This window comes from Oceanobacillus sp. FSL K6-2867 (genome assembly GCF_037963145.1).
Taxonomy (GTDB): domain Bacteria; phylum Bacillota; class Bacilli; order Bacillales; family Amphibacillaceae; genus Oceanobacillus.
The window spans coordinates 4347266-4373695 of the sequence record NZ_CP150144.1 but is presented as its reverse complement, the minus strand read 5'-3'; the positions used below and the strand labels follow the sequence as shown (position 1 = coordinate 4373695).

Sequence of the window (26430 nt, the reverse complement as noted above, 5' to 3'; positions counted from 1 at the left end):
AATGGAATTTCGTTATTTACCTATGACCGAAACCGATAAAAAAGAAATGTTAGATAAAATCGGTGTATCATCCACAGAAGAACTATTTTCTGATATTCCGAAAGAAGTTAGATTGGACAAGGAATTAAACCTTAAAAAGCCAGTAAGTGAATATGAGTTGAAAAAAGAGCTAACAGAAATGGCAAGCAAAAATGCAAATTTAACAGAATATCGTTCATTTTTAGGAGCTGGCGTTTATGATCACTTTATTCCATCGGTAGTTGATCATGTCATTTCCAGACAAGAATTTTATACAGCCTACACTCCTTATCAACCGGAAATCTCCCAAGGTGAATTACAAGCTATTTTTGAATTCCAGTCCATGGTTTCTGAATTAACTGGAATGCCTGTAGTAAATTCTTCTTTATATGATGGTGCAACTGCAGTGGTAGAATCTGTAAACTTAAGTGTAGAACATACAAAGAAGAAGAAGGTTCTTATTTCAGCTGCTGTTCATCCGGAGTACCGTCAACTTGTTGAGACGGCTGCAAACGGGAAAAAACTTGAAATCGTTGAGATACATTATAAAAATGGTCTTACTGATTTAGATCAATTAGAAAAAGAGCTTGATGAAGATACTGCTGCGGTTCTTGTTCAATATCCTAACTTTTTTGGTCAAATCGAGCCTCTTGAAAAAATTAATGAGCTAATTAAACAACAAAAGAAAACAATGTTTATTGTTTCAAGTAACCCACTTTCACTTGGATTTTTGACTCCTCCAGGGGAATTCGGGGCAGATATTGTTGTCGGAGATACACAAGTCTTTGGAATCCCTGCACAATTTGGTGGACCGCACTGTGGTTACTTTGCAACTACGAAGAAATTAATGCGTAAAGTACCTGGACGTTTAGTTGGTGAAACAACAGACAAAGATGGTAAACGCGGTTACGTTCTAACGCTGCAAACGAGAGAACAGCATATTAGACGTGAAAAAGCGACATCAAACATCACTTCAAACCAAGCATTAAACGCAGTAGCAAGCTCGGTTGCGATGAGTTCTCTTGGTAAACACGGTGTTAAAGAGATGGCTAAATTAAATATGCAAAAGGCAAGATATACAAAGCAAAAGTTAGAAGAGGCTAACCTGCCAGCCGTATTTAATGGGTCATTTTTCAATGAGTTTGTAATTAAACTTTCCAAACCAGTATCTGATGTAAATGATGATTTATTTGAAAAAGGATTTATCGGCGGGTTTGATCTTGGCAAAGCATATCCAGAGTTAGAAAATCACATGCTGATTGCAACAACTGAAATCCGCACAAAAGAAGAAATTGATGCTTTTGTAAAAGAAATGGGGGATATCAATGGCTAATGAAAACTTTCCTTTAATTTTTGAACGCAGTAAAGAAGGCAGATCAAGCTATAACCTGCCAGCACTTGATGTTCCGGAAGTTAAACTAGAAGAAGAGTTAGATGATATATATATTCGTAAGACGGATGCAGAACTTCCTGAAGTGGACGAATTAGAACTAATGCGTCATTATAACGGTTTATCTGAACGTAACTTCGGTGTTCAAACTGGGTTTTATCCATTAGGGTCCTGTACAATGAAATATAACCCAGTAATTAACGAAGATGTTATCAGACTTCCCGGATTTAGTCATATCCACCCATACCAAGATACGAAAACAGTTCAAGGTGCATTGGAATTGATGTTTGATTTACAGGTTCATCTGGAAGAAATCACAGGAATGCATGAAATTACATTGCAGCCTGCTGCTGGTTCCCAAGGTGAATGGACTGCTATCATGATGATTAAAGCATTCCACGAAGCAAATGGTGATTATCACCGCGATGAGATAATTGTCCCTGACTCAGCACATGGCACAAATCCTGCATCTGCGGCAGTAGCAGGATTTAAAACGGTTGAAGTTAAATCAAACGAAAAAGGATTAGTAGATGTTGAGGACTTAAAACGGCTTGTTAATGAAAACACTGCGGCTCTTATGTTAACAAACCCAAATACATTAGGATTATTTGAGACAGAAATTCTTGAAATGTCAGAAATAGTTCACAGCGTGGGTGGAAAAATGTACTATGACGGTGCAAACTTGAACGCTATTATGGGTTACACTCGACCAGGAGATATGGGCTTTGACGCGGTTCACTTGAACCTGCATAAAACATTTACTGGCCCACACGGTGGTGGAGGCCCAGGATCAGGTCCAATTGGAGTATCAGAGGAACTTGCTCCATACTTACCAAAACCCGTTGTTCGCAAAAACGATGGTGTATATGAACTTGACTATGATCGTCCACAATCCATTGGTATGGTGAAAGGTTACTATGGGAACTTTGGAATTAACGTGCGTGCATACACGTATATACGTACAATGGGTGCAGAAGGATTGAAGAAAGTTAGTGAATATGCAGTCCTTAATGCAAACTACATGATGCGCAGTCTTGAAAAAGAATATGAACTCCCATTTACACAACATTGCAAACATGAATTTGTGTTATCTGGAAGCAAACAGAAGAAACTTGGCGTGAGAACAATGGACATTGCAAAGCGTCTATTAGACTTAAAGTTCCATCCGCCAACTGTTTACTTCCCATTAATTGTGGAAGAAGCATTGATGATCGAGCCAACGGAAACAGAATCTAAAGAAACATTAGACACATTTATCGATGCAATGCTTCAAATTGCTGATGAAGCGAAAACTAATCCAGAAATTGTTCAGGAAGCACCGCATAATACAGCAGTAAACCGTTTAGACGAAGCTGGAGCAGCTCGTAAGCCAATATTACGTTATCAAAAAGAAGGCTAATTGAACGAATTTAAATTAGAATAATAAAAATAAAGAGTGATAATCTTACCAAACAGCTGGTAGATTCCACTTTTTATTTTCTGGAAAGACATATTATTTAGCGAGTATATGTAATTTATCTAAGTGTCGTATGCTAGGATGCATTTATGTTAATCAATTAAAAAATCGTTCCCATCATCAGGATAGATGCTTGGGAACGATTTTGCTTTGTTCGTCTTGATAACTTAATTTTTCATTTTAATTTTACCGGTCCATTTCTTGAAACCGCCTTTTAAATGATAAATATCCTGATAACCTTTTTTGTGAAGTAATTGAGCTGCTCTTGCAGAACGAGTACCACTTTGACAATAAAGATATACTGGTTTATCTTTACGCATCTCGACTAAACGTTGACGCATTTGACTTACAGGAATATTTCTTGCTCCAAGAATATGACCTCTCTCAAATTCTTGAGGCTCTCGCACATCTATTAATTGAGCTTTCCGATAACCTTCCCGGAATTGATCCTCTGTCAATACCTTCAAGTAATTACGTTGTCTATAATAGCGGAATATGCCAACTGCAAGCAAGACAACTACGGCAATAATTAAAAACTCCATTTTACTTCCCCCGTCTGTCCAAAAAATGTTCACTATCTATTTTATTATATGGGTAGACGCGGTATATTTCAAAGTTTTTCTCTTTCCTATAAGAAAAGTTCACAATTTGCTGTTTTCACGATTAAATAGTTCTTAAAAATGTCATAAATTGCATATAGCGAGGATTATTGCCGGATTTCCATTTTAAACTATTAAATTCCTGCTTGACAAAATGAGCTGAATATGTCTAAAACTCCATATATAGTATATATATTAATTTATTAACACTATATATCGTTTAATTTATACCTGTTTTGTGGTATTGTAGTAATGTTGGATTTTGTAAAGATAGGTTTAAAGGAGAGATTAAATGTCGATTAAGGCAAAGGAAACAAATGGGATTGATGTGGAAACACTAAACAAAGATATAGATCTTTTTCCTCCCGTACACCCGATTACATCAGAAATGAAATTGACCCATAAGGGTGTTTCTCGATTGGTTATGCTTGATCGGTATGCGTTTAAGGATACAGAAAAGAAAACATTGAAAACCGGAGATTTTGTCGTTTTAACAGTGAAAGCTGATCCGAAATTTCCGGCAAGGGGTCTTGGATTTGTTAAAGCAATTAATTGGCAGGAGAATAAAGCGAGTGTTCAAGTAGATGCAGAATTTATCTCTGTGCTTGATGACAAAGAAGAAGCAGCTACAGGTATTATTGAACGATCTCTTGATGTAATCGAAAAACCACTAGAAGTATATTACGAACAAATTGCAAAACGGAATGCAACTGGATTAGCGAATGTAGAAAAAACTGAAGAAGAGCAGCAGTATTGGTTTGAAACATTCAATCAAGAGCTGGCAGATTTAAATTTTATTCCTGCAGGACGTGTTTTATACGGAGCAGGGGCAGATACGGATGTAACTTACTTCAATTGTTATGTGATGCCATATGTAAAAGACTCACGTGAAGGAATTTCCGATCATAGAAAACAGGTAATGGAAATTATGTCTCGCGGGGGTGGAGTGGGAACGAACGGTTCAACCTTACGTCCAAGAAACGCATTAGCAAGAGGTGTAAATGGGAAATCTTCTGGCTCTGTATCGTGGCTTGATGATATTGCAAAGTTAACACATCTTGTGGAACAAGGTGGATCTCGCAGAGGCGCTCAAATGATCATGTTAGTTGATTCTCACCCGGATATTATCGAATTTATTATTTCAAAGATGCAAAATCCGAGGATACTTCGCTACCTGATTGAAAATACCGACGATGAACAAATCAAACGGCTGGCAGAAGAAAAACTGAAATTTACACCTTTAACAGAAACAGAATTTGATCTTTATCAGAGTGTCGTAAATTATAAGACAATGCCTGGTCTTGGTGGCTTCACTGAGGCTGCATTACGTGAAGCAGATGATAAACTCAGAATAGGCGGAACATACTCGGTACACAACCCTGAATTTCTGACAGGTGCAAATATCTCCGTATGTATTACAAAAGAATTTATGGAAGCCGTTGAAAATGACGATATATATGATCTGCGCTTTCCTGATGTAGAAAATTATACGAAAGAGGAAATGGCCTTTTATAATGAAAAGTGGCATGAAGTTGGCGATGTACGAAAATGGGAAGAGATGGGGTTTGGTGTACGTACCTATCGCAAGATAAAAGCAAAAGAATTATGGAACTTGATCAATGTGTGTGCAACATATTCCGCAGAACCCGGAATATTTTTCATCGATAATGCAAATGACATGACCAATGCCAAAGCATATGGTGATCAAGTAGTAGCAACGAACCCGTGTGGCGAGCAGCCTCTTGCACCTTATAGTGTGTGTAACCTGGCAGCCGTTAACCTCGCTGAAATGGTAAATAAAGAGACTAAAACAGTTGACTACGAAAAATTAAAGCAAACAGTAAGAACTGGAGTAAGAATCCAGGACAATGTTATTGATGCGACTCCGTACTTCTTGGAAGAAAATAAAAAGCAGGCACTCGGTGAACGTCGTGTAGGTCTTGGTGTAATGGGAATGCATGATTTATTAATTTATTGTGAAACAGCCTACGGTTCAGATGAAGGTAATGAGTTAGTAGATAAAGTGTTCGAAACAATTGCAACGACCGCATACCGTACCTCGATTGAAATTGCAAAAGAAAAGGGAAGTTTTCCATTTTTAGTTGGGGAAACAGATGAAGAAACGATGGAGCTAAGAAAAGCATTTATAAACACAGGTTATATGAAAAAAATGCCTGCATCAATTCGAGAGGATATCCTAACATATGGTATTAGGAATTCGCACTTATTAACAGTTGCTCCTACTGGAAGCACCGGAACGATGGTTGGGGTTTCTACAGGATTAGAGCCATACTTCTCCTTCTCTTATTTCAGAAGCGGAAGACTCGGAAAGTTTATAGAAGTAAAAGCAGATATCGTACAAGAGTATTTAGACAGTAATCCAAATGCAGATCCAGATAATCTGCCACAATGGTTTGTGACTGCAATGGATCTTTCACCAGAGGCGCATGCAGATACACAGTGTGTCATACAGCGTTGGGTGGATAGCTCGATATCAAAAACAGTAAATGCACCAAAAGGGTACACGGTTGATCAAGTAGAAAGTGTCTATCAAAGACTATATAATGGTGGAGCAAAAGGTGGAACGGTATATGTTGACGGAAGCCGTGATTCTCAAGTTCTTACATTGAAAGCAGAAGAAAACACGGTTGGTGAGCAAACAGAGCTGTTCACAGATACTGAAAAGCCTAAAGTTGTGTTAATGGATACAATCCAAGAGCTAGAACGAACGAATGTTACGATTGGTTCCGAAATTGGGGATACCTGTCCAGTTTGTCGAAAGGGTAGTGTAGAAGAAATAGGCGGTTGTAACACTTGTACAAGCTGTGGAGCACAATTAAAATGTGGTCTGTAACTTTTAGGAGAAGAGCCAATATTGGCTTTTCTCCTTTATTTTTCCTTCTAAAATAATATAACTTGTGTTAATTTGTCTTTTCCTGTATCCTCATAATAGAGAAACAGTTTTGCCCTAACTAAAAAATATTCTTGAAACGAGGAGATCTAACATGCCTACTCCAAGTATGGAAGATTATATCGAGCAAATATATAACTTAATTGAAACGAAAGGGTATGCCCGTGTATCTGATATTGCAGAAGCATTGGAGGTCCATCCTTCTTCCGTTACTAAAATGGTACAAAAATTGGATAAAGATGAATATTTAAACTATGAAAAATATCGAGGATTCGTTCTGACGGCAAAAGGAAAAAAAATCGGCGAGCGTTTAGTGTTTAGACATGAGCTTCTGGAAGAGTTTTTGGAAATCATTGGTGTGGAGAAAGATAATATTTACAATGATGTGGAAGGGATTGAACACCATCTAAGCTGGAATTCCATCGATCGAATTGGAGATCTTGTTCATTACTTTAAACATGACTCCACAAGACAGGAAGAATTAAAAAAAGTGCAAGCGGATAGTGTAAAAGAATAAACATCTAACCATACAGTTCATTTATTTAACTGTATGGTTTTTTATTAAAGCAAAAAAGTTTGCTAAATGTTATTCTCATAGGCCGATTTTAATTTACATCACTCCTGCTCATGACATTGTTCTAATCTTGACGTTTTCGCTTATATATATAAGGAGTTTACCCTTTCGTTTCAGCTTAGTGAAAATGACTTCATGAAAAAATAAACGTGGGGAGAGAGCGGATGAAGATTGATGCAGTGTTTTCTGGTGGCGGAGTAAAAGCGTTTGCATATGTCGGAGTGCTGGAAAGTCTTAAAGAGCATCAACTCCAATTAGTGCGAGTAGCGGGAACTTCTGCAGGGGCAATTGTCGGTTCATTGGTAGCTGCTGGATATGAAATAAACGAAATTGAAAAGCTTATACATGAACTTGATTTGACTGAATTTATTGATCCACCACTTTTAACAAGATTGCTGCCATTTACGAAGTGGTTTTTTATGTACAGTCAGCTCGGAATTAATAAAGGGAATAAGCTGGAAAGCTGGCTTGAAGAACTTTTGGCAAGGAAAAATATACGTACCTTTCATGATATAAAAGAAGGATACTTCAAAGTTGTTGTCAGCGACCTTTCTTTAGGAAGGCTTATTGTCATACCTGATGATTTAGAAAGTGTGTATGGAATTGAAGCTAATTATTTCCCAGTTGCAAAGGCTGTTCGAATGAGTGCAGGATTTCCTTTTTTCTTTATGCCCAAAAAAATGCCAGGATTGTATAAAAAGAAAAGCGTGATTGTTGATGGTGGACTTTTAAGCAACTTTCCATTATGGATATTTGACAATGGAGATAAAACCAAGAAAAGGCCAATTTTAGGTATTAAATTGACAGACGCAACTGAAAAGGGGATAGGTCCAAGAGATATTAAAAATGCTTTGGATATGTATCAAGCATTATTCTCTACGATGAAGCAAGCCCATGATGCCAGATATATTTCAAAAAATGAAAAGAGGAATATTCTATTTGTTCCTGTTGCGAATACTGGAGCAGTTAATTTTCATATTTCACAAGAAGTAAAAAAAGAATTAATTCGAAGCGGGAAAGAAAATGCCGATGATTTTTTAAAACGATGGTCTACATAACGAGAACCATACAATTCTCAAAAATTCTTTACTATGTTTAAAATGTAAATGCTCAAATAAAAAAGACCGGCTATAGAGAAGCTCGGTCTTTTCGTTTTGCTTTATTGCCTTCAATTACTTTAAGATGACTAGGTCGTTTAGTTCGTTTTTTCTTTTGTGCCGCAACTGGTTTTGTCTGTTTAGGGGCGGCATAGGACGAAGGCTGCTTGTATTTTGATTTTGATTGCTTTACTGCCTTCTTGTATTTTTTCATATCATCGGAGTTAGAAGGGGTTCTTTTGTTTAATACAAAGTAATAGAGCAGAGCAAATACAGCCACCCCAATACCAAGCATGATTAAAATGTTTGTTAAAAAGTTAATTGTATTTCCAAAAAGCTGTGAAATTAAACCGATAACCGCTAACCCAATAATCAGGTAAACAACAATTGAAAATTTACTACGGCTCATTAAAATTCCTCCTTCCACAGTCTTGTAATATAATAATAGTCTTTTACTATTGTATATACCACTAAAGTGCAAGTTTATATCCTTTTTTTACAAATTAAATGAATATACGTTTCCTGTTAGAAATTGTTTCCTAATTCGCACAAAAATATTCAATACATAATTTGTTTGCTTTAATTCTATTTTACTTGAAAAAACGGTTTACCACTAGCCCAATATTTCAAATGGTACCCATTTGCTGTGATTTGTTTACAGGTGATTGGTAATAATAGAATTTGGAGGTGTAAAACAATGAAGTCAGGGAAAGAATCACAGACAACTAATTCAGAAGAGCAGTTTTCACTATTGTCTAAGTCCCTTTTTACCGGATTTGTAGGAGGTATCGCTTTAGGGTGTGCGTGGTGCATCTTATATTACTTTAATTTTAGTGAAATATCACCTAAATCTTATATATTAAAATCATGGACGAATGCCAATTGGACGGAAACATGGCTTGGGACACTTCTTACGATTCTTGCAGTTGGCATACTGTCTATTGTAACGGCTTGGATTTATTACGCTGTATTTAAAAAAATTTATTCCATGTGGATGGGTGTTGTATACGGAATAATTTTATGGGGGATTATTTTTATCCTTATACAGCCGATTTTTACAAATGTACCGAGTATAACCGATGTTACTCTGAATACCATCATATCGACGGTAAGTTTATTTATTCTATACGGAACATTTGTTGGTTACTCCATTTCGTATGAATATTTTGATATGAAAGTGCAACTAAGCAAAAGGTCAAAAGAGTAGCTGTGTTCAAATAGAAGTAACAATACTCAAATGAAACGATTTATGTTAGACTTAATTGTACAAAAATAATAAAATGTAACCGTTAAATGATTGAGAGGGAGAAACTGATGGAAAAACTGAATAAGCTGCGAGAAGCATTAGAAAAAAATAAGCTTGATGCCATTCTAATTACGAGTCCAATCAACAGAAGGTATGTGACCGGATTTACTGGTACAGCAGGCATTGCATTGGTATCTCTTGATGATGCCCGATTGATAACGGATTTTCGTTATACGGAACAGGCAAATGAACAGGCAAACGGTTTTAACGTAATTGAGCATAAACAATTAATTGAAGGTGAAATTACAGATCAGTTAAAACATATGCAAGTAAAACGTCTTGGTTTTGAAAAAGATTATGTTACATTTACACAATATGAAAACTACAAAAAGAGCTTTAATGTGGAACTGGTTCCTGTTAGCGGGATAGTTGAAGAGCTACGATTAATTAAAACAAATGATGAGCTAAACACGATGAAAAAGGCAGCTAAAATTGCAGACGATGCGTTTGTTCATATCCAAAAGTTTATTAAACCTGGTGTAAAAGAAATCGATATTTCAAATGAACTCGAATTTTATATGCGCAAACAAGGTGCGGCTTCATCAAGCTTTGATACAATTGTTGCGTCTGGGTATCGTTCAGCGCTGCCACATGGTGTTGCATCTAATAAAGAAATACAATCAGGTGAATTAGTTACATTAGATTATGGTGCATTATATGAAGGTTATTGCTCGGATATCACGAGAACTGTTGCCGTTGGAAAAATTTCAAGCGAATTACGGGAAATATATGATATAGTATTAGAGGCGAATCTTCGTGGAGTAAATGGGATTAAACCGGGTATAACAGGTAAGGAAGCGGATGCCTTAACACGGAGCTTTATTACAGACAGAGGCTATGGTGACAATTTTGGACACTCTACAGGGCATGGCTTAGGTCTGGAAGTTCATGAGGGTCCAGGATTATCATATCGATCGGATAAAGTTTTGAAAAAAGGCATGGTAGTTACAGTTGAACCTGGAATTTATGTGGCTGGTATTGGAGGCTGCAGAATTGAAGACGATATTGTACTAACAGAATCCGGAAACGAGAGACTAACCTTTGCTTCAAAAGAATTGATACAACTGTAGAGATACATAAAGGAGGAAATGACTTGATTTCAGTAAATGATTTTAAAACAGGTTTGACAATTGAAGTAGACAACGGTATTTGGCAGGTATTAGAATTTCAACACGTTAAGCCAGGTAAGGGTGCTGCATTTGTGCGTTCAAAACTGCGCAATTTAAGAAACGGCAATATCCAGGAAAAAACATTCCGTGGTGGAGAAAAAGTTGGCAAGGCGCATATCGAAAATAAAAAAATGCAATATTTATATGCATCTGGTGATTCTCATGCATTTATGGATACGAACACATATGAACAAATTGAACTTCAGACAAGTCAAATTGAAGATCAACTAAAATTTATGAAAGAAAACATGGAAGTAAACGTAATCAGCTATGAAGGCGAAGTTCTTGGTGTCGATCTTCCAAACAACGTAGAACTGGAAGTTGTTGAAACAGAACCAGGAATTAAAGGAGATACTGCAAGCGGTGGCTCAAAACCAGCTAAGCTGGAAACAGGTCATTCGGTTCAAGTACCATTCTTTGTAAACCAGGGTGATGTTCTAGTCATCAATACATCTGATGGAAAATATGTATCAAGAGCTTAGTTATATCGTTGTATGAGAAAAAAAGCTGTCTTACGGAGGATATCAATCCTCTGTAAGACAGCTTTTTTTGTTGTGTTGGGAACTATTAAACTTGAAAGCTGTGGATAACGTAAGTACCTATACAGACATGTCCATAAAGCTTCAATCGGCTGATGAGACTCCCCTTATCTTATGTCATGCCGTCTGTCCAGAATTTCTCCAGCGTAAGAATGTTTGGTAAAACGGACACTCAAAAGTTCGGGGCACTGTCCGTAAGTGCAAAGACGCACAGTATGTGCAAGACAGGGGGGCAATCATCTATCTTCCGGAGGAGCGAGTAATCACATACCCGAGCATTGTGTTTTTGCTTTTATTCTTGTTGTCTCATTTTTTATTTGAACATAGCAGCAAGGTCATAAATTATCTAATCCGACATACATTTACTATAAAGCAGCTTCAAAACAAAGTGGGGAATTATAATGGACGAGATTATGCGTTTATTTCCAAATGATATGAGACAAGCTATTCAACTTGTAGTAAATAACAAATGGCATATGCTGCAGGAAATTCGGGTTCGTTTAAATCGCCCAATTGAGTTAATTTTTGATGACACGACAGAATGGGTTAAACCCATTATCCCTCAAGTGAAAGAGGCTACATTTTTAATTAATCAGCTTAGCCAATTTTCGTTATACCGCTTGGAGGACGAGCTCAGAGAGGGCTATATCACAATTGAAGGTGGACACCGGGTAGGCATCGCCGGGAAAGTAACGACGTCAGGAAGTAATGTAAAAGCAATACAAAATATTACTTTCTTTAATATTCGTATTGCTAAAGAGAAACCTGGTGTAGCTTCACCAATTATCCCCTATATATATAACGGGGACTATTTAAATACATTAATCATCGGACCACCGCAGACAGGAAAAACGACCTTGATTCGAGATGTAACCCGGTTGATTTCCAATGGCTCAAAAAAGATAAAATCTAAAAAAGTAGGAGTTGTTGACGAGCGATCGGAAATTGGTGCATCAATTAAAGGAGTTCCGCAGCATAATTTAGGATTACGAACAGATGTAATGGATGCATGTCCTAAAGCTGAAGGAATGATGATGCTCGTTCGTTCAATGTCACCAGATGTGATGGTAGTGGATGAAATCGGCAATAAACAAGATGTCGATGCGCTGATGGAAGCAGTTAACACAGGTGTTACTGTAATCTGCACCATACATGGTAAAAGTATCGATGAGTTGAAAAGACGTCCCTCCTTAAAACCGATTTTCAATCAACATATCTTTGAACGCTATATTGTATTAAAAAATGATACAAGTCCTGGTCGAATTAGCCACGTGCTAGATCATCACGAAAATAATTTGCTGCAAAAAACAAGGGGTGTGACAAATGAAGTGGATTGGAGCCCTGCTTTTAATCGGAACAGCCACCTTGGCAGGATTTGAATGGAGCAATAGGCTGACGAAGCGACCTAAGCATATTCGCCAATTAAAAAGTGCATTACAAATTCTTGAGGCAGAAATTATATATAGCCAAGCAGCATTGTTCGATGCATTCCTATCCGTTTCTAAAAAAATACCGAATCCATTACGGGGTTTTTTCGCTTCTTTGGGAAAGGAAATGCAAGGAGAAACAGTTGATTTTTTTACAGTTTGGGAGGCACAGGTAGAAACATTATTAAAAAAATCAAGTATGCATGAAACGGAAAAAGAAATATTAAAGCAATTCGGCAGAACTCTTGGTCAGCATGATATCACCCAACAGCAAAAACATATACAGTTAACCATTGTTAACTTGGACAGAGTGCTGGAAGAAGCGATTGATCATGACCGTAAATACGGAAAATTAGCAAAAAGTTTAGGCGTTTTAAGTGGGGTATTTGTTGTGTTGCTACTCATTTGACATTTTAGGAAGGAGCATTTTTATGTTTACAGATGCATCCATTCTTTTCCAGATAGCTGGGATAGGGATAATCGTAGCATTAATTCATACGATTTTAAAGCAAATGGGTAAAGAAGAAATTGCTCAATTTGCCACACTGCTTGGATTTATTATTGTACTTGTCATTGTAATCAATGGACTTTCTGATTTGTTTCAGCAAATTAAATCTGTATTTTTGTTTTAGGAGCTAAATGATATGGATATCCTGCAGATTGCTATATTAGGCGTTGTGGCTAGTATTTTATATATCATTTTAAAAGATCTGAATAAGTCCTTTGCCTTTTTCCTTATTTTGATTACAGGAATTATTATTTTTCTTGCAATCATACATCAAATCAGTGTTATTTTCCAGACCATTCAGACACTCGGTGAGAAGGCAAGTGTTGAGGGCCTTTACTTGGAAACAATTTTAAAAATTATTGGCATTGCGTATATTGCAGAGCTGGGTGCTAACTTAACAAAGGACGCGGGCCTTGGTTCTGTAGCGCACTATATAGAGCTTTCAGGGAAAATATTTATCTTGTTACTTGCAGTACCAATCATAACAGCAGTTATTGAAGCGATTATTAGCTTTTTACCGTCTGTATAATTATTCAGTACTGGTTGAAGGGAGCAAACGGGGTGGGTGAATGAAATTATATAAAAAAATAATCCTATTTCTGCTTGGAAGTGCCTGTTTCTTGTGTGGACAGGTTACTGTTTCTGCCGCTGCAGATAATGACATTCATTTTGACGAAAGCATCCTGCAAGAAATCTCCCTTGATGGTGTAGGCAGCTATTGGGATCAACTGGTCGAGGAGTATGGAGGCTATTTGCCTGAGATTGAAAAGACGAGCATCTATGAATTCGTTAAAAACCAGGATTCTTTCTCACTAAAAAATACAATCATTGCATTTTTCGAGTACTTGTTCCATGAACTTATTGCCAATGGCAAGTTATTAGGAACTTTATTAATGCTCACGCTGTTCTCTGTAATTTTACAAACGATGCACAGTGCATTCGAGCGAAACGCAGTCAGTAAAATTGCTTATTTTGTCATCTATCTGGTTCTCATTTTTATTGCCCTGAACAGTTTCTATGTCGCTGTATCTTACACACAAGATGCAATTGAAATGATGAAAGGATTCATGATTGCCTTACTCCCTCTTGTGCTAGGAATGATGGCCAGTTTTGGAAATGTGATAGCCGTTTCATTCTTTCACCCGATCATCATTTTTCTGATTAATTTCAGTGGAATTTTAGTTTCAGCGTTTATCCTACCGTTACTGTTTCTTTCAGCCATGCTTTTAATAGTCAGCAGTTTAAGTGAAAATTACAAAGTGACCCATCTGGCAAACTTATTTAAAACTGTTGGACTTGGTGCACTAGGCATATTCTTGACTATATTTTTAGGAGTCATATCTGTTCAAGGTACAGCATCTGCAATTCAGGATGGCTTAGCAATGAAAACAGCTAAATTTGTTACTGGCAACTTTATTCCTGTTGTAGGCAGAACATTTACAGATGCAGCAGATACCATATTAAGTGCATCTTTGGTATTGAAAAACGCTGTCGGTATGGCTGGGCTGCTGATCATTTTATTAATTGTCCTCTTTCCAGCATTAAAAATAGCAGCGGTTGCTTTGATTTATAAAATAGCTGCTGCAGCACTGCAGCCAATTGGAGGCGGCCCGGTTATTACAGCTTTAAATACAATTAGCAATTACATTTTATACATTCTTGCCTGCTTACTAGCGGTATCCTTAATGTTCTTATTGGCGATTGTTATTATCGTTTCCGCTAGTAATATTACTATTCTGCTGAGATAAGGTGATGTTCGATGGAGGTAATCATACAATGGGTAACCCAAATAATATTATTTATCATTCTTGCCGCAATTATTGATTTGCTGATTCCAGTAGATTCGATGAAAAAATATGTCAAGCTGGCAGTCGGACTTATCTTAATTCTTATCCTCTTAAAGCCTGTATTTTATCTGTTTAATACAGATATTGAACAAGCTGTAGAAACGTCTATTAATGAGCTGGATCAAGCCTATAGTCAGGATGGAAATATAGAAAATCAAATAGAATTTCAAAAAAAAGAGATACAAAACAGTCAACATGCATATATTTTAGAACAAATGACTGTCCAACTGAAAAATATAGCTGAGGACCCCTTGAAGGAAGAATTCCAAATGGAGATTACGAGCATCGACTTTACATTTGAAGAAACGGAAAACCTTTCCTTTGAGGATTTAGCAGAAGTCATTGTTTATATAAAGGGATTAGAGAACGAGGAGGGAGCGGTGGATACAGTTGAAGAAATAGTCATTGATTCTCAGCATAAGGATGAAGGAAGCGTCGAGGGAAATGAAGAAACTGAAGCAGAAATCGCAGCATTGCTAATGGAGGTATGGGAGTTAACAGATAAGAAAGTATCTATTTATTGGGAGGGAGGGACATCATGAAAAATTTCTTTCGACCAAAGAAATCGGAGGGGGACAGCCCTCCATCAAAGAAAATCGGCTACCTTATAATCTTAGGACTGACTGGGGTATTTCTAATTATTGTTAGCAATATTTTTTCATCAGAGGACGAGCCTGAACTTGACATGCAGCCTCAAGGAGAAACTCAAAATACAACCAAAGCTGATGATGCAGCAGAAATGTCTTCTTCAGATATGAGTCATGTAGAAGAACGTTTAGGACAAGATTTAGCTGCAATGCTTAATAAAATCCAAAGTGTAACAGATGCGGAGGTTATGGTTAATTTGAATGCAACTAGTGAACATATTTATGAAAAGAACACCACCAAAGGTCAGCAGATAACCGATGAATCTGATCGTAATGGTGGTACAAGAAAGATTGAAGATAATACAGAAGATAGCCAAGTGGTAACAATACGAAAAGGCGATCAGGAAATGCCATTATTGGTTCAAACAAAGCAACCAGAGGTCAGGGGGGTGTTTGTAGTAGCAAAAGGAGCTGATCAGCCCTCGGTAAAAAATCAAATTGTAGAAGCAGTATCACGTGTTCTTGATGTTCCATCTCATAAAATTTCTGTGATGCCAAAAAATTAGGAGGTAATAGTATGTTAAAAAAACAAACGGTATGGCTATTGACTATGTTAAGTTTAATGATTGTGCTTAGTGTGTATTATATGCTTTCTCCAAATGGTGATGATTTAGCGTATATCAATGATGGACAACCAGATAGCGAAAAAGCTGCAACAACAGCAGCAACAGAAGTTGGGGATGTTGAGAATACCGAAGATGCAGAGGTTGATGAGATTACAAACCTTGGTCAGGATGAGTTATTTGCAACAATTCGCATGGAAATACAGGACGATCGCAGCAAGGAAATCAGCCGTCTTACAGACGTAGTTGCATCCGCTAACGCAAATGCAGAAGAAAAAGAGGAAGCACTTAATGAAATCGATGTATTAGAAAATTTAGATGCTAAAGAAGCAATACTTGAAGAACAAATTGTTGGCGCAACAGGCTATGAGGATGTTCTTGTCCGCTCAGATGCAGAAAAGGTGCATGTTCATGTAAAGGTTGAGGAATTAACAGAGACAGAAGTTGTAAACATCATGCAAATGGTACGTGATGAATTTGGTGACGGAGTTAAAACAGAAGTAAATTTTCAACCAACAGGTAAATAAATATAACGATCACTTTATAGAGTTAGGTAATTCAATCAATATTTCATAGCTTGTAAATCCAGACGTTATTCTAAGTCTGGATTTCTTATTTAGTTTGGACACTTTATAGTGGTAAGTATTTATCAAGTTACTATAAAGATTTGACGACTGTAAGGCTTATCCATAAATATATCTTTCAATTCGCATTGCACCAGCAATACTGCTATAATTAAACGCAGAGGTATTTTTAAAATGGACTTAAATATATCCAAGGCTTGATGTTTTACAATGTTTTATCGTAAAATGTTAGGAGGAATTATTAGTACCTAATATTAAAAGCTTGATATTGTACAAATAATTAATAAACGATCTTGAAAATAAGAGGAGTGCAAGACATGTTAAAAGTACAAGAATTACGTGAGATTATAGAACTAATCGATCAATCTTCCATTACGGAATTTACTTATGAGGCAGAAGGTGCGACTGTATCATTGAAAAAAGCAGGCAATGAAAACATAGCTGTTGTTTCAGAGGCCACTGTTCAGGCTAAACCTGTGCAAGCAAAACCTCAGGTTCAGGTAGCAGAAGAACAGCCTGTGAGTCCTGAAGTACAACCAGCTGCTGCAAAAACTGCAGATTATGATCATGAAATTGTATCTCCAATGGTTGGAACATTTTACGCTGCTTCTTCACCAGAAAGTGACCCATTTGTTTCAAAAGGAAGTTCTGTAGAAGCAAATACGGTCGTATGTATTGTTGAAGCAATGAAATTATTTAATGAGATTGAAGCGGAAGTCTCTGGTGAAATCGTAGAAGTACTTGTTGAAAATGGTGAACTAGTTGAGTACGGTCAACCATTATTCAGAGTTAAGAAGTAAGGAGATGTCGCAATTGATTAAAAAGGTTTTAATTGCTAACAGAGGAGAGATTGCAGTTCGTATTATTCGAGCTTGTAAAGAACTTGATATTGAAACGGTTGCGATATACTCTGAAGCAGATAAAGAATCATTACATGTTCAACTAGCTGACGAGGCATATTGTGTTGGTCCCAAACTAAGTAAAGACAGCTATTTGAATTTCACAAATATTATTAGCGTTGCAACCATGACGAATGTAGATGCGATTCACCCTGGCTATGGATTTTTAGCTGAGAATGCTGATTTTGCTGAAATTTGCAGGGAATGCAATATTACTTTTGTTGGACCTTCACCAGAAGCGATTCAGAAAATGGGGATAAAAGATGTTGCAAGAGAAACAATGAAACAAGCCGATGTGCCAATCGTTCCAGGTTCTGACGGAATTGTTGAAGATGAAGCACAAGCAAAAGAAGTTGCTGCAGAAATCGGATATCCAGTTATTATTAAGGCTACTGCAGGCGGAGGCGGTAAAGGAATCCGTGTTGCACGTTCAGAAGAAGAACTTGTCAAAGGTATTCAAGTAACACAGAAGGAAGCAGAAACAGCTTTCGGTAATCCTGGTGTATATATTGAGAAATTTATTGAAGATTTCCGTCACGTTGAAATTCAAGTTTTAGCAGACACATATGGCAACACAGTTCATCTAGGTGAAAGAGATTGTTCAATCCAAAGAAGGCTCCAGAAACTGGTTGAAGAGACTCCATCTCCTGCATTAACTCCAGAAATCCGTAAGCAAATGGGAGAAGCTTCTGTAAATGCAGCTAAAGCTGTTAATTATGTTGGTGCTGGTACGATTGAATTTATTTTTGATCGCAAGAGTCAGCAATTTTACTTTATGGAAATGAATACCCGTATCCAGGTAGAGCATCCCGTTACAGAGATGGTAACTGGTATTGATTTAATTAAAGAGCAAATTCGAATTGCGAACGGGGAGAAGCTATCCTTCGAGCAAGCAGATATCGAGTTTGATGGCTGGTCGATTGAATGTCGTATAAATGCAGAAAACCCATTTAAAAATTTCATGCCTTCAGCAGGTGAGATTGATATGTATTTACCTCCAGGCGGGCTCGGGGTTCGAATTGACTCTGCAGCTTATTCCGGTTATAAAATACCACCATACTATGATTCCATGATTGCTAAGCTGATCACATATGCGCCTACGAGAGAGGAAGCAATTAAGCGAATGAAACGTGCATTGGATGAGTTTGTTATCGAAGGTGTGCATACAACAATTCCATTCCATCGTTTAATTATGAGTAATGATGTATTTATTAATGGTGATTTCAATACGAACTTCCTGGAAGAACATCCAATACTTGAAGACAAAGCGTAATTATTTCCAAATAATAGGAGTGATAGCATGAGTGAACAACCATTGTTAAATGTAAGTGACAATACTGCTTTAGGGAAAGTAGAGATTGCTCCTGAGGTTATAGAAGTGATTGCAGGAATTGCTGCCACCGAAGTAGAAGGTGTCCATGCAATGCGAGGCAATTTTGCAACTGGAGTGGCCGAACGTTTTGGCAAAAAAGCGCATAATAAAGGTATTAAAGTAGAGCTTCTAGATGATGGGGTTTCCATTGACGTGTATGTTATATTAAACTTTGGAGTTTCTATTCCACAAGTAGCCCAGAAACTTCAAACAAATATTAGACAAACATTAACAAATATGACTGCACTAGAGTTAAAAGAAATTAATGTTCATGTAGTCGGTGTACAAATGAGTGGCAGAGAAGACGCAGAAGCACAGGAATAAATATTAGCATGCACAGGCCGAGGCTACCGAGGCCTGTGCTTTATTTATTCTCCATACATTCTAGCATTGACTAATCAATCATGTTATTATTTGAAGGAGATACAATAAATTGCGGCTGCATATAAAGGAGCTATAAATAATGAAACGACATACCGCCAGAGAAAAAGCATTTCAAATACTGTTTCAATTAGATATAAATGATAATGAACCTCAAGAGTTAATCCGTGATTTTTTAGAAAACGAAGAGCCTGATGCTTTTTTAAAAGGGTTAGTAGAAGGGGTTACCGCACATAAATTTGACATTGACTCAATTATTTCTGAAAACCTTGAAAATTGGACATTAAATCGTGTTGCTTCAGTTGAGCGTACGATCTTACGTATCGCTACATATGAATTACGTTATATGGAAGATATACCTAATAATGTATCAATTAATGAAGCTGTAGAATTAGGTAATACATATGGTGACGATAAATCAGGTAAGTTTATTAATGGTGTTTTATCCAAAATTGTAGACTAAGAAAGGGTAGGGGAGTATGACAGCAGAAATTATCAACGGGAAAGAATTATCTACAGAATTAAAGCTAGAAATGAAAGAGGAAGTGGAAAAGCTTAAAGAGCTTGGGCTTACACCGCATTTAACAGTAGTTCTTGTAGGAGAGAATCCTGCCTCTAAATCGTATGTAAAGGGAAAAGAAAAGGCTGCTGCAGAAACAGGGATTTCATCATCATTAATCGAATTGTCTGCATCGACTTCAGAAGCAGAATTACTGCAATTGATACAGGAGCTGAATGAAGATAAGACTGTCCATGGTATACTTGTACAACTTCCGCTTCCAGAGCAAATCAGAGAAGAGAAAGTAATTGAAACAATACATCCAAATAAAGATGTTGATGGATTTCATCCGATTAGCATTGGAAAAATGATGACTGGAGAAGATACGTTCCTTCCGTGCACTCCATATGGCATTATTACGATGTTAAAATCAAAGGATATTGAAATTGAAGGTAAGCACGCGGTAATTATTGGCCGAAGTAACATTGTAGGTAAGCCGATTGGACAATTATTGCTCAATGAAAATGCAACAGTTACTTACTGTCATTCTCGAACAAAAAACCTTCAAGAGATCGCGTCAAATGCAGACATATTAATCGCTGCTATTGGAAGAGCACATGCAATCACTGCTGAGTATGTAAAAGAAGGAGCGGTTGTAATTGATGTTGGAATCAATCGATTAGAGAATGGTTCATTAACTGGGGATGTAGATTTTGAAAATGCAAAAGAGAAAGCATCGTATATTACGCCAGTACCAAGAGGCGTTGGACCAATGACAATTACGATGTTGCTGAAAAACACAATCAAGGCTGCAAAGGGATTGTCCAAAATTGAAGGATAAATATTTGACAGTCACCGCACTGACAAAATATATGAAGCGTAAAATAGATATGGATCCACATCTCCATAATATATGGCTCAGGGGTGAAATTTCCAATTTTAAGCACCATACCCGTGGCCATATGTACATGACCATTAAGGATGATCAAACAAGAATCCAAGCCGTAATGTTTGCCGGAAATAATCGAAACATGAAGTTCCAGCCAGAAAATGGGATGAATGTACTGATTAAAGGGGAAATCAGTGTATATGAGGCTTACGGACAATATCAGCTTTATATCACACAAATGGAACCTGATGGTATTGGAGCGCTGTATTTAGCTTTTGAACAATTGAAGGATAAACTACATAAAGAAGGTCTTTTTGACCCAATTCATAAAAAAGACATACCAGCCTTTCCAGAACATATTGGCGTTATCACATCGCCAACTGGGGCTGCCATAAGAGATATTATAACGACAATTAAACGACGTTACCCAAGTTGTGCAATTACTGTGCTTCCAGTACTCGTCCAAGGTGCAAACGCGGCAGCTTCCATAAAAAATGCGATTGATACAGCAAATGAAAGAGGACATTTCGATACATTGATTGTTGGTCGGGGTGGTGGCTCAATTGAGGAGTTATGGAGCTTCAATGAAGAAATCGTAGCCCGTGCAATTTTTGCATCGAGAATTCCAGTTATTTCAGCTGTAGGTCATGAAACAGATACAACAATAATTGATTTTGTTTCAGACTTACGTGCTCCAACACCAACAGGTGCAGCAGAGCTTGCAGTCCCATCAAAAGTCGAATTAGCTGATAGGATAGGGACACTTCGGAAAATTTTAATCAGAAACATGGAGCGAGAGATTATTAATCATAAACAGTATCTTGCAAGAATTATGCAGTCTTATGCATTTCGTTATCCAGAACAACTGATTAAACAAAAGGAACAGGAATTGGATAAACAGATTGAGCAATTACAACGCAGTATGCAAAAGAAAACTAACGAACAGGAACAAGCTTTTAGTTATCTGATTAAACGTCTTCAAGCACAGCATCCTAATAAACAGATAGAACAGGCACAATCAAATTTAAATAAAGCGTTAAGGCAGCAGCATTATTATATGACACAAATTATGAACCAGCATGAAATAAAATTAGCCAATGCTATAGACAAATTGTCTTTGGTTAATCCCCTGGAGATTATGAAACGCGGATTTGCTTTACCATATTCAACTCATGGAGAAATGATTAAATCTGTTTCGCGCGTAGATAAAAATGATAATATAACGGTTCGCCTGCACGATGGCCAGTTAAGTTGTAAAGTATTAAAGGTAGAGGAGGGAACTGCAAATGAAAAATGAAGATATATCATTTGAAGAAGCGATGAATAAGCTTGAAGAAATCGTCTCTAAGCTGGAAGAGGGAGATGTCCCATTAGAAAAGGCGATTAATTATTATCAGGATGGAATGAATTTATCGAAAATATGCGGGGATAAACTTAAGCATGTACAAGAAAAAATGACTCAAATTATGAATGAACAAGGTGAAGTAGTGCCATTCGATATACAGGAGGAAGAATAAAAGGTGAATGCAAATCTTTCAGAATATATAACGAAGTATAAAGCTAAAATCGAGAATGAATTTGATCACTATCTGCGTAATCTAAACATGCATTCGCGATTAAAAGAATCCATGCTTTATTCCTTGGAAGCTGGTGGAAAAAGATTACGGCCAATTCTTATGATTGCCAGCTACGAAGCGTATGGTCAGCAAGTAGAGAAGGTTCTTTCCTCTGCTATTGCCTTGGAAATGATTCATACGTACTCATTAATACATGATGACCTTCCAGCAATGGATAATGATGATCTTAGACGAGGAAAACCGACTAATCATAAAATGTTTGACGAAGCAACAGCAATTTTGGCTGGAGATGCATTATTAACATATAGCTTTGAAATTATTGCGAATGATCCATTGCTTACGGCTGAAGAAAAAGTTAATCTTATTAAAATGTTAGCATCAAGCAGTGGGCCATCTGGTATGGTTGGTGGACAATTTCTTGATATGGAAGCAGAAAATAGACCAATATCCTTAGAAGAGATGGAACGAATCCATGCATTGAAAACTGGGGAGCTTGTTCGGACAGCAATTTTGTCTGGTGCTATGTTAGGAAAGGCTACAAAAGAGCAGCTGGAGCATCTGACAACATTCGCCTATTATCTTGGACTTATTTTTCAAGTTCAGGACGATATTCTGGATGTTACTGGAGATGAGGAAAAACTTGGAAAACCAGTCGGCAGTGATGAAGACAATCAAAAAAGCACGTACCCTAAATTGCTTGGTATCGACGGTGCAATTAAGCAAAAAGAAACTTATGCTGAAAAAGCAAAAGAAGCATTGCAAAAAGCTGGAGCAGCAAGTTCTGCTTTGATGGATTTAACGGATTATTTCAGTAATCGAGATCATTAAGCCTAATATAGTAGGACGACACGAATTTTTTTCGGCGTCCTCTATTTAATGGGGTAATATTAAACTGTATATAAAATAGTTACTAGTAAAGGAATTTAGAAATGGCTAAAATAAGACTGGATGAATTATTAGTCGAAAAAGAACTGATCGAAAACTTGGACAAAGCTAAGCGTGTGATAATGGCTGGTCAGGTTTTTTCAAACCAAGTGCGCTTAGACAAACCAGGGATGAAAATTGATTCCCATATCCCTTTAACGTTAAAAAAGAAAACTTTGCCTTACGTTGGTCGTGGAGGGCTAAAATTAGAAAAGGCATTAAGTTATTTTTCTATAGACGCAAGCGGACGAGTATTTATTGATATTGGTTCTTCTACTGGAGGCTTTACTGATTGTGCGTTGCAACAAGGGGCGAAGTTAAGCTATGCGATTGATGTTGGTTATAATCAGCTTGACTGGAAGCTGAGAAGTGATGAGCGTGTTATTGTTATGGAGCGAACAAACTTTCGACATGTGACAGTAGATATGTTAAAAAATGGAGTACCAGATCTAGCGTCAATTGATGTATCATTTATCTCCTTAAAACTCATTCTTCCTGTACTTAGTGGCTTATTAGCAAAAAATAGTGATGTGATTGCATTAATAAAACCACAGTTTGAAGCTAGGAAAGAGCAAGTCGGGAACAAAGGAATCGTTCGAGATCCTTTGGTGCACCAGGAAGTTTTGAAAAAAACTATCGATTTTGCCGAAAATGAAGGGTATCAAACACTAAACCTGACCTATTCCCCAATTACAGGAGGGGAAGGAAATATCGAATTTCTTGTACATTTTGGATGGAAAAAAGAGAATCCACTAATGGATAACGAACCAATCTTGATTGCTAAAACAGTGGAAAATGCGCACCAAATTCTGTACCCCAGCAACTGACAAAATGATGAAAGAAAGATTAAAAAATATACTGAAAACTAAAAAGGCTGATAAAGGAGGTGTTGTACGATGAGTAAAGTTCAACGTCATATTAAAATTCGGGAGCTGATTACGGAAAATGAAATTGAAACACAGGATGAACTAGTAGCTCAATTAAAAGCAGCAGGTTATAATGTGACACAAGCAACCGTATCGAGAGATATTAAAGAGCTTCACCTTGTAAAAGTTCCAACATCAAGCAATCGATACAAATATAGTTTACCTGCAGATCAGCGGTTTAACCCATTAGATAAACTAAAGCGTTTAATTATAGATGCCTTTGTAAAAATAGAGCATGCAAGTCATTTTATTGTACTCCGTACATTACCAGGGAATGCACATGCAGTTGGTGTTCTTATTGATAATTTAGATTGGAAAGAAATAATGGGAACGATTTGTGGTGATGATACATGCTTAATTATTTGTAGAACACCGGAACAGGCAGAAGAGATAAAAGACCGATTTATTGATATGCTTTAACCGTGTTCTCTTTTTAGATGATTTATAAAAAGAGGATATTTTTATATTGGGGAGGACAATGAACCATGCTTACAGAGCTGTCTATTCGGGATTTTGCAATCATCGAACAAATTTCCATAACGTTTAATGAAGGTCTTACCGTTTTGACTGGTGAAACTGGTGCTGGAAAATCGATAATAATTGATGCTATACAGTTACTAGCTGGAGGAAGAGGATCTGTAGAATATGTCAGGCATCAAGCGAAAAAAGCTGAAATAGAAGGTTTATTTATAATTGAAAATAAAAACCATCCAATATATTCTGTTGGTAATCAATATGGAATTGAAATATCGGATAATCAAGTGGTATTACAACGTATTATCACTGGGTCCGGAAAAAGTATATGTCGTGTGAATAGCAAGCTAGTCACACTTGCAATATTACGTGAATTTGGAAAGACGCTAATCGATATCCATAGCCAGCATGAAACACAATCATTGATGGATGCGGACAATCATTTGGAATTTCTTGACCTCTATGAGCCGAAATTGATTGCAAAAGCGAAAGAAGCATATTTGGAGCATTATGATAAGTTAGTTCGCTTAAAAAGCAGATATAAAAAGTTAAATGATAATGAACAGGAGATGGCTCACCGTTTAGACCTATTAGAATTTCAGATAAAAGAGCTTGAACAAGCAAATCTCAGTCCTGATGAAGATATACAGCTCGAAGAAGAAAGAAAAGCACTTGCGAATTATGAGCGAATCCATACTGCTTTACATGACGCATACCATGCTCTATACGGTGAACAAAGAGGTTTAGACTGGTTAAATCAGGCACAGCTTAGTCTGCAGGAAAACAGTAAATTTAATGATTATATAGCAGAGAAATCAGAGGATTTTTCTAACCATTATTATGCATTGGAAGAGCTGACATATGAGCTGCGCAATCATATCGATACACTTCAATTCGATCCAGAGCGCTTGAATGAAATCGAGTCGAGACTGGATGAAATTAACAGGCTGAAACGAAAATATGGCGATACGGTAAATGAAATTATCGGATACATGGCAACAATAGAAGAAGAGATTGAGCAGATAACGAATAAGGATTCGCACTTAAACGCTTTGCTTGAACAGATTGAGGAAACTGAAAAGGATGCTATGCTTGAGGCGCAGCATCTCCATGAACTCAGAAAAAATGCTGCAGATTGTCTGACCGAAGATATACATGCTGAAATGAAGGAGCTTTATTTAGAAAAGGCTACTTTTGCAATTGCATTTGATGAGAAATATAATACGAAAGCTCATCTGCATAAAAATGGATTTGACCGTGTTCGTTTTCTCATTTCAACCAATCGCGGCGAACCGCTGAAGGATTTAACGAAGGTAGCTTCTGGTGGAGAGCTTTCACGTATTATGCTTGCATTAAAAAATATATTTTCCAAGCATCAAGGCATTACAAGTGTTATATTTGATGAAGTTGACACTGGTGTCAGCGGACGGGTGGCACAAGCAATTGCTGAAAAGATTTATCAAATCTCAAATGATTCTCAAGTATTATGCATAACCCACTTACCACAGGTGGCTGCTATGGCAGATACCCATAAATTTATTGAGAAAAATGAAAAGGATAATCGAACTGCAACAAGTGTAAAGGAACTTTCTGAAACAGAACAAATGGAAGAATTAAGCCGAATGATTACAGGAACAAAATTAACAGAAACCGCGAAAGAGCATGCAAAAGAAATGCTTGAGCTTGCAAATGCATTTAAATCAAATTTATAAGGATAAAATTCTTGAAAAACCGGAAAATAAAAGAAACCGGTTTTTTTGCTTGCCTTTATTAACAATAATAACAAGCTATATTTTGAATATCCCCTTTACATATACACTTATACATGATTCCCGTGTTTAGTTATAGGTAATG

At 37.0% G+C, this 26430-nt stretch carries 29 protein-coding genes; 27 read left to right on the top strand and 2 right to left on the bottom strand.

All coding sequences use genetic code 11. The features are described 5' to 3' along the window. Nucleotide 1: 1 nt before the first annotated feature. Nucleotides 2-1351, top strand: coding sequence for an aminomethyl-transferring glycine dehydrogenase subunit GcvPA (gene gcvPA, locus NSQ77_RS21285; RefSeq protein WP_339228105.1), 1350 nt, complete (start codon nt 2-4; stop codon nt 1349-1351). Next, nucleotides 1344-2807, top strand: a complete 1464-nt coding sequence (gene gcvPB / locus NSQ77_RS21280) for an aminomethyl-transferring glycine dehydrogenase subunit GcvPB (protein WP_339228104.1) — start codon at nt 1344-1346, stop codon at nt 2805-2807. The genes gcvPA and gcvPB overlap by 8 nt, the downstream gene beginning before the upstream one ends. Before the next feature lie 224 nt (nt 2808-3031). Here gcvPB and NSQ77_RS21275 read toward each other — a convergent pair whose 3' ends face one another. Further along, nucleotides 3032-3406 (bottom strand): rhodanese-like domain-containing protein, encoded by a 375-nt coding sequence (locus NSQ77_RS21275; protein ID WP_339228103.1) that lies wholly within the window; start codon nt 3404-3406, stop codon nt 3032-3034. 349 nt (nt 3407-3755) lie between these two features. On the opposite strand from NSQ77_RS21275, the gene NSQ77_RS21270 reads away from it, so the two are divergent. The 3 genes from NSQ77_RS21270 to NSQ77_RS21260 all read left to right on the top strand — a co-directional run bounded on the left by NSQ77_RS21270 (nt 3756) and on the right by NSQ77_RS21260 (nt 8006). After that, a complete protein-coding gene (locus tag NSQ77_RS21270; protein WP_339228102.1) occupies nt 3756-6317 on the top strand; it encodes a vitamin B12-dependent ribonucleotide reductase in 2562 nt (853 codons plus the stop codon). Nucleotides 6318-6468: 151 nt separating this feature from the next. Continuing rightward, nucleotides 6469-6891 carry a transcriptional regulator MntR gene (gene mntR / locus NSQ77_RS21265; protein WP_339228101.1) on the top strand — a complete coding sequence of 141 codons (423 nt, stop codon included), beginning with the start codon at nt 6469-6471 and terminating at the stop codon, nt 6889-6891. Nucleotides 6892-7112: 221 nt separating this feature from the next. Continuing rightward, nucleotides 7113-8006, top strand: coding sequence for a patatin-like phospholipase family protein (locus NSQ77_RS21260; protein ID WP_339228100.1), 894 nt, complete (start codon nt 7113-7115; stop codon nt 8004-8006). 70 nt (nt 8007-8076) lie between these two features. Here the strand turns inward: NSQ77_RS21260 and NSQ77_RS21255 are convergent, their stop codons facing one another. Continuing rightward, complete coding sequence (locus tag NSQ77_RS21255) at nt 8077-8454, bottom strand: SA1362 family protein (protein WP_339228099.1); 378 nt, start codon at nt 8452-8454, stop codon at nt 8077-8079. A gap of 288 nt (nt 8455-8742) precedes the next feature. Here NSQ77_RS21255 and NSQ77_RS21250 point away from each other — a divergent pair, with 288 nt between their 5' ends. The 22 genes from NSQ77_RS21250 (at nt 8743) to recN (ending at nt 26288) form a co-directional block, all read left to right on the top strand. After that, nucleotides 8743-9252 (top strand): YqhR family membrane protein, encoded by a 510-nt coding sequence (locus tag NSQ77_RS21250; RefSeq protein ID WP_339228098.1) that lies wholly within the window; start codon nt 8743-8745, stop codon nt 9250-9252. Between the two features lie 107 nt (nt 9253-9359). Beyond that, nucleotides 9360-10421, top strand: a complete 1062-nt coding sequence (locus NSQ77_RS21245; RefSeq protein ID WP_339228097.1) for a Xaa-Pro peptidase family protein — start codon at nt 9360-9362, stop codon at nt 10419-10421. A 23-nt stretch (nt 10422-10444) separates the two neighbouring features. Further along, nucleotides 10445-11002, top strand: coding sequence for an elongation factor P (gene efp / locus NSQ77_RS21240; protein WP_339228096.1), 558 nt, complete (start codon nt 10445-10447; stop codon nt 11000-11002). Nucleotides 11003-11460: 458 nt separating this feature from the next. Beyond that, nucleotides 11461-12438 carry a stage III sporulation protein AA gene (gene spoIIIAA / locus NSQ77_RS21235; RefSeq protein ID WP_339228095.1) on the top strand — a complete coding sequence of 326 codons (978 nt, stop codon included), beginning with the start codon at nt 11461-11463 and terminating at the stop codon, nt 12436-12438. Continuing rightward, nucleotides 12383-12895 carry a stage III sporulation protein SpoIIIAB gene (spoIIIAB, locus tag NSQ77_RS21230; RefSeq protein WP_339228094.1) on the top strand — a complete coding sequence of 171 codons (513 nt, stop codon included), beginning with the start codon at nt 12383-12385 and terminating at the stop codon, nt 12893-12895. Before spoIIIAA ends, spoIIIAB begins: the two co-directional genes overlap by 56 nt. A 22-nt stretch (nt 12896-12917) precedes the next feature. Next, the gene (gene spoIIIAC, locus NSQ77_RS21225; RefSeq protein ID WP_095306968.1) at nt 12918-13118 is read left to right on the top strand and encodes a stage III sporulation protein AC; all 201 of its coding nucleotides are present in this window, start codon (nt 12918-12920) and stop codon (nt 13116-13118) included. 12 nt (nt 13119-13130) lie between these two features. After that, the gene (gene spoIIIAD, locus NSQ77_RS21220) at nt 13131-13523 is read left to right on the top strand and encodes a stage III sporulation protein AD (RefSeq protein ID WP_339228093.1); all 393 of its coding nucleotides are present in this window, start codon (nt 13131-13133) and stop codon (nt 13521-13523) included. A gap of 40 nt (nt 13524-13563) precedes the next feature. Beyond that, nucleotides 13564-14742, top strand: coding sequence for a stage III sporulation protein AE (gene spoIIIAE / locus NSQ77_RS21215; protein ID WP_339228091.1), 1179 nt, complete (start codon nt 13564-13566; stop codon nt 14740-14742). Nucleotides 14743-14753: 11 nt separating this feature from the next. Continuing rightward, nucleotides 14754-15383, top strand: coding sequence for a stage III sporulation protein AF (gene spoIIIAF, locus NSQ77_RS21210; protein ID WP_339228090.1), 630 nt, complete (start codon nt 14754-14756; stop codon nt 15381-15383). After that, complete coding sequence (gene spoIIIAG / locus NSQ77_RS21205; protein ID WP_339228089.1) at nt 15380-15994, top strand: stage III sporulation protein AG; 615 nt, start codon at nt 15380-15382, stop codon at nt 15992-15994. Before spoIIIAF ends, spoIIIAG begins: the two co-directional genes overlap by 4 nt. Nucleotides 15995-16005: 11 nt before the next feature. Further along, nucleotides 16006-16578, top strand: coding sequence for a SpoIIIAH-like family protein (locus tag NSQ77_RS21200; RefSeq protein ID WP_339228088.1), 573 nt, complete (start codon nt 16006-16008; stop codon nt 16576-16578). A 374-nt stretch (nt 16579-16952) separates the two neighbouring features. Continuing rightward, nucleotides 16953-17435: an acetyl-CoA carboxylase biotin carboxyl carrier protein gene (accB, locus tag NSQ77_RS21195; RefSeq protein ID WP_339228086.1), complete on the top strand. Its 483-nt coding sequence runs from the start codon at nt 16953-16955 to the stop codon at nt 17433-17435. 13 nt (nt 17436-17448) lie between these two features. Next, the gene (gene accC / locus NSQ77_RS21190) at nt 17449-18807 is read left to right on the top strand and encodes an acetyl-CoA carboxylase biotin carboxylase subunit (protein WP_339228085.1); all 1359 of its coding nucleotides are present in this window, start codon (nt 17449-17451) and stop codon (nt 18805-18807) included. 27 nt (nt 18808-18834) lie between these two features. After that, nucleotides 18835-19230, top strand: coding sequence for an Asp23/Gls24 family envelope stress response protein (locus NSQ77_RS21185; RefSeq protein ID WP_339228084.1), 396 nt, complete (start codon nt 18835-18837; stop codon nt 19228-19230). Between the two features lie 139 nt (nt 19231-19369). Then, on the top strand, nt 19370-19750 hold the full coding sequence (gene nusB, locus NSQ77_RS21180) for a transcription antitermination factor NusB (protein WP_339228083.1): 381 nt from the start codon (nt 19370-19372) through the stop codon (nt 19748-19750). A 16-nt stretch (nt 19751-19766) separates the two neighbouring features. Next, nucleotides 19767-20627: a bifunctional methylenetetrahydrofolate dehydrogenase/methenyltetrahydrofolate cyclohydrolase FolD gene (gene folD / locus NSQ77_RS21175; RefSeq protein ID WP_339228082.1), complete on the top strand. Its 861-nt coding sequence runs from the start codon at nt 19767-19769 to the stop codon at nt 20625-20627. Then, complete coding sequence (gene xseA / locus NSQ77_RS21170; RefSeq protein ID WP_339228081.1) at nt 20617-21972, top strand: exodeoxyribonuclease VII large subunit; 1356 nt, start codon at nt 20617-20619, stop codon at nt 21970-21972. The genes folD and xseA overlap by 11 nt, the downstream gene beginning before the upstream one ends. Beyond that, on the top strand, nt 21962-22192 hold the full coding sequence (locus NSQ77_RS21165) for an exodeoxyribonuclease VII small subunit (RefSeq protein ID WP_339228080.1): 231 nt from the start codon (nt 21962-21964) through the stop codon (nt 22190-22192). Before xseA ends, NSQ77_RS21165 begins: the two co-directional genes overlap by 11 nt. Nucleotides 22193-22195: 3 nt before the next feature. Beyond that, nucleotides 22196-23080: a polyprenyl synthetase family protein gene (locus NSQ77_RS21160; RefSeq protein WP_339228079.1), complete on the top strand. Its 885-nt coding sequence runs from the start codon at nt 22196-22198 to the stop codon at nt 23078-23080. A 101-nt stretch (nt 23081-23181) separates the two neighbouring features. Then, on the top strand, nt 23182-24003 hold the full coding sequence (locus NSQ77_RS21155) for a TlyA family RNA methyltransferase (RefSeq protein WP_339228077.1): 822 nt from the start codon (nt 23182-23184) through the stop codon (nt 24001-24003). Nucleotides 24004-24072: 69 nt separating this feature from the next. Then, nucleotides 24073-24522 (top strand): transcriptional regulator ArgR, encoded by a 450-nt coding sequence (argR, locus tag NSQ77_RS21150; RefSeq protein WP_339228076.1) that lies wholly within the window; start codon nt 24073-24075, stop codon nt 24520-24522. A 65-nt stretch (nt 24523-24587) separates the two neighbouring features. Further along, a complete protein-coding gene (recN, locus tag NSQ77_RS21145) occupies nt 24588-26288 on the top strand; it encodes a DNA repair protein RecN (RefSeq protein ID WP_339228075.1) in 1701 nt (566 codons plus the stop codon). Nucleotides 26289-26430 lie beyond the last annotated feature (142 nt).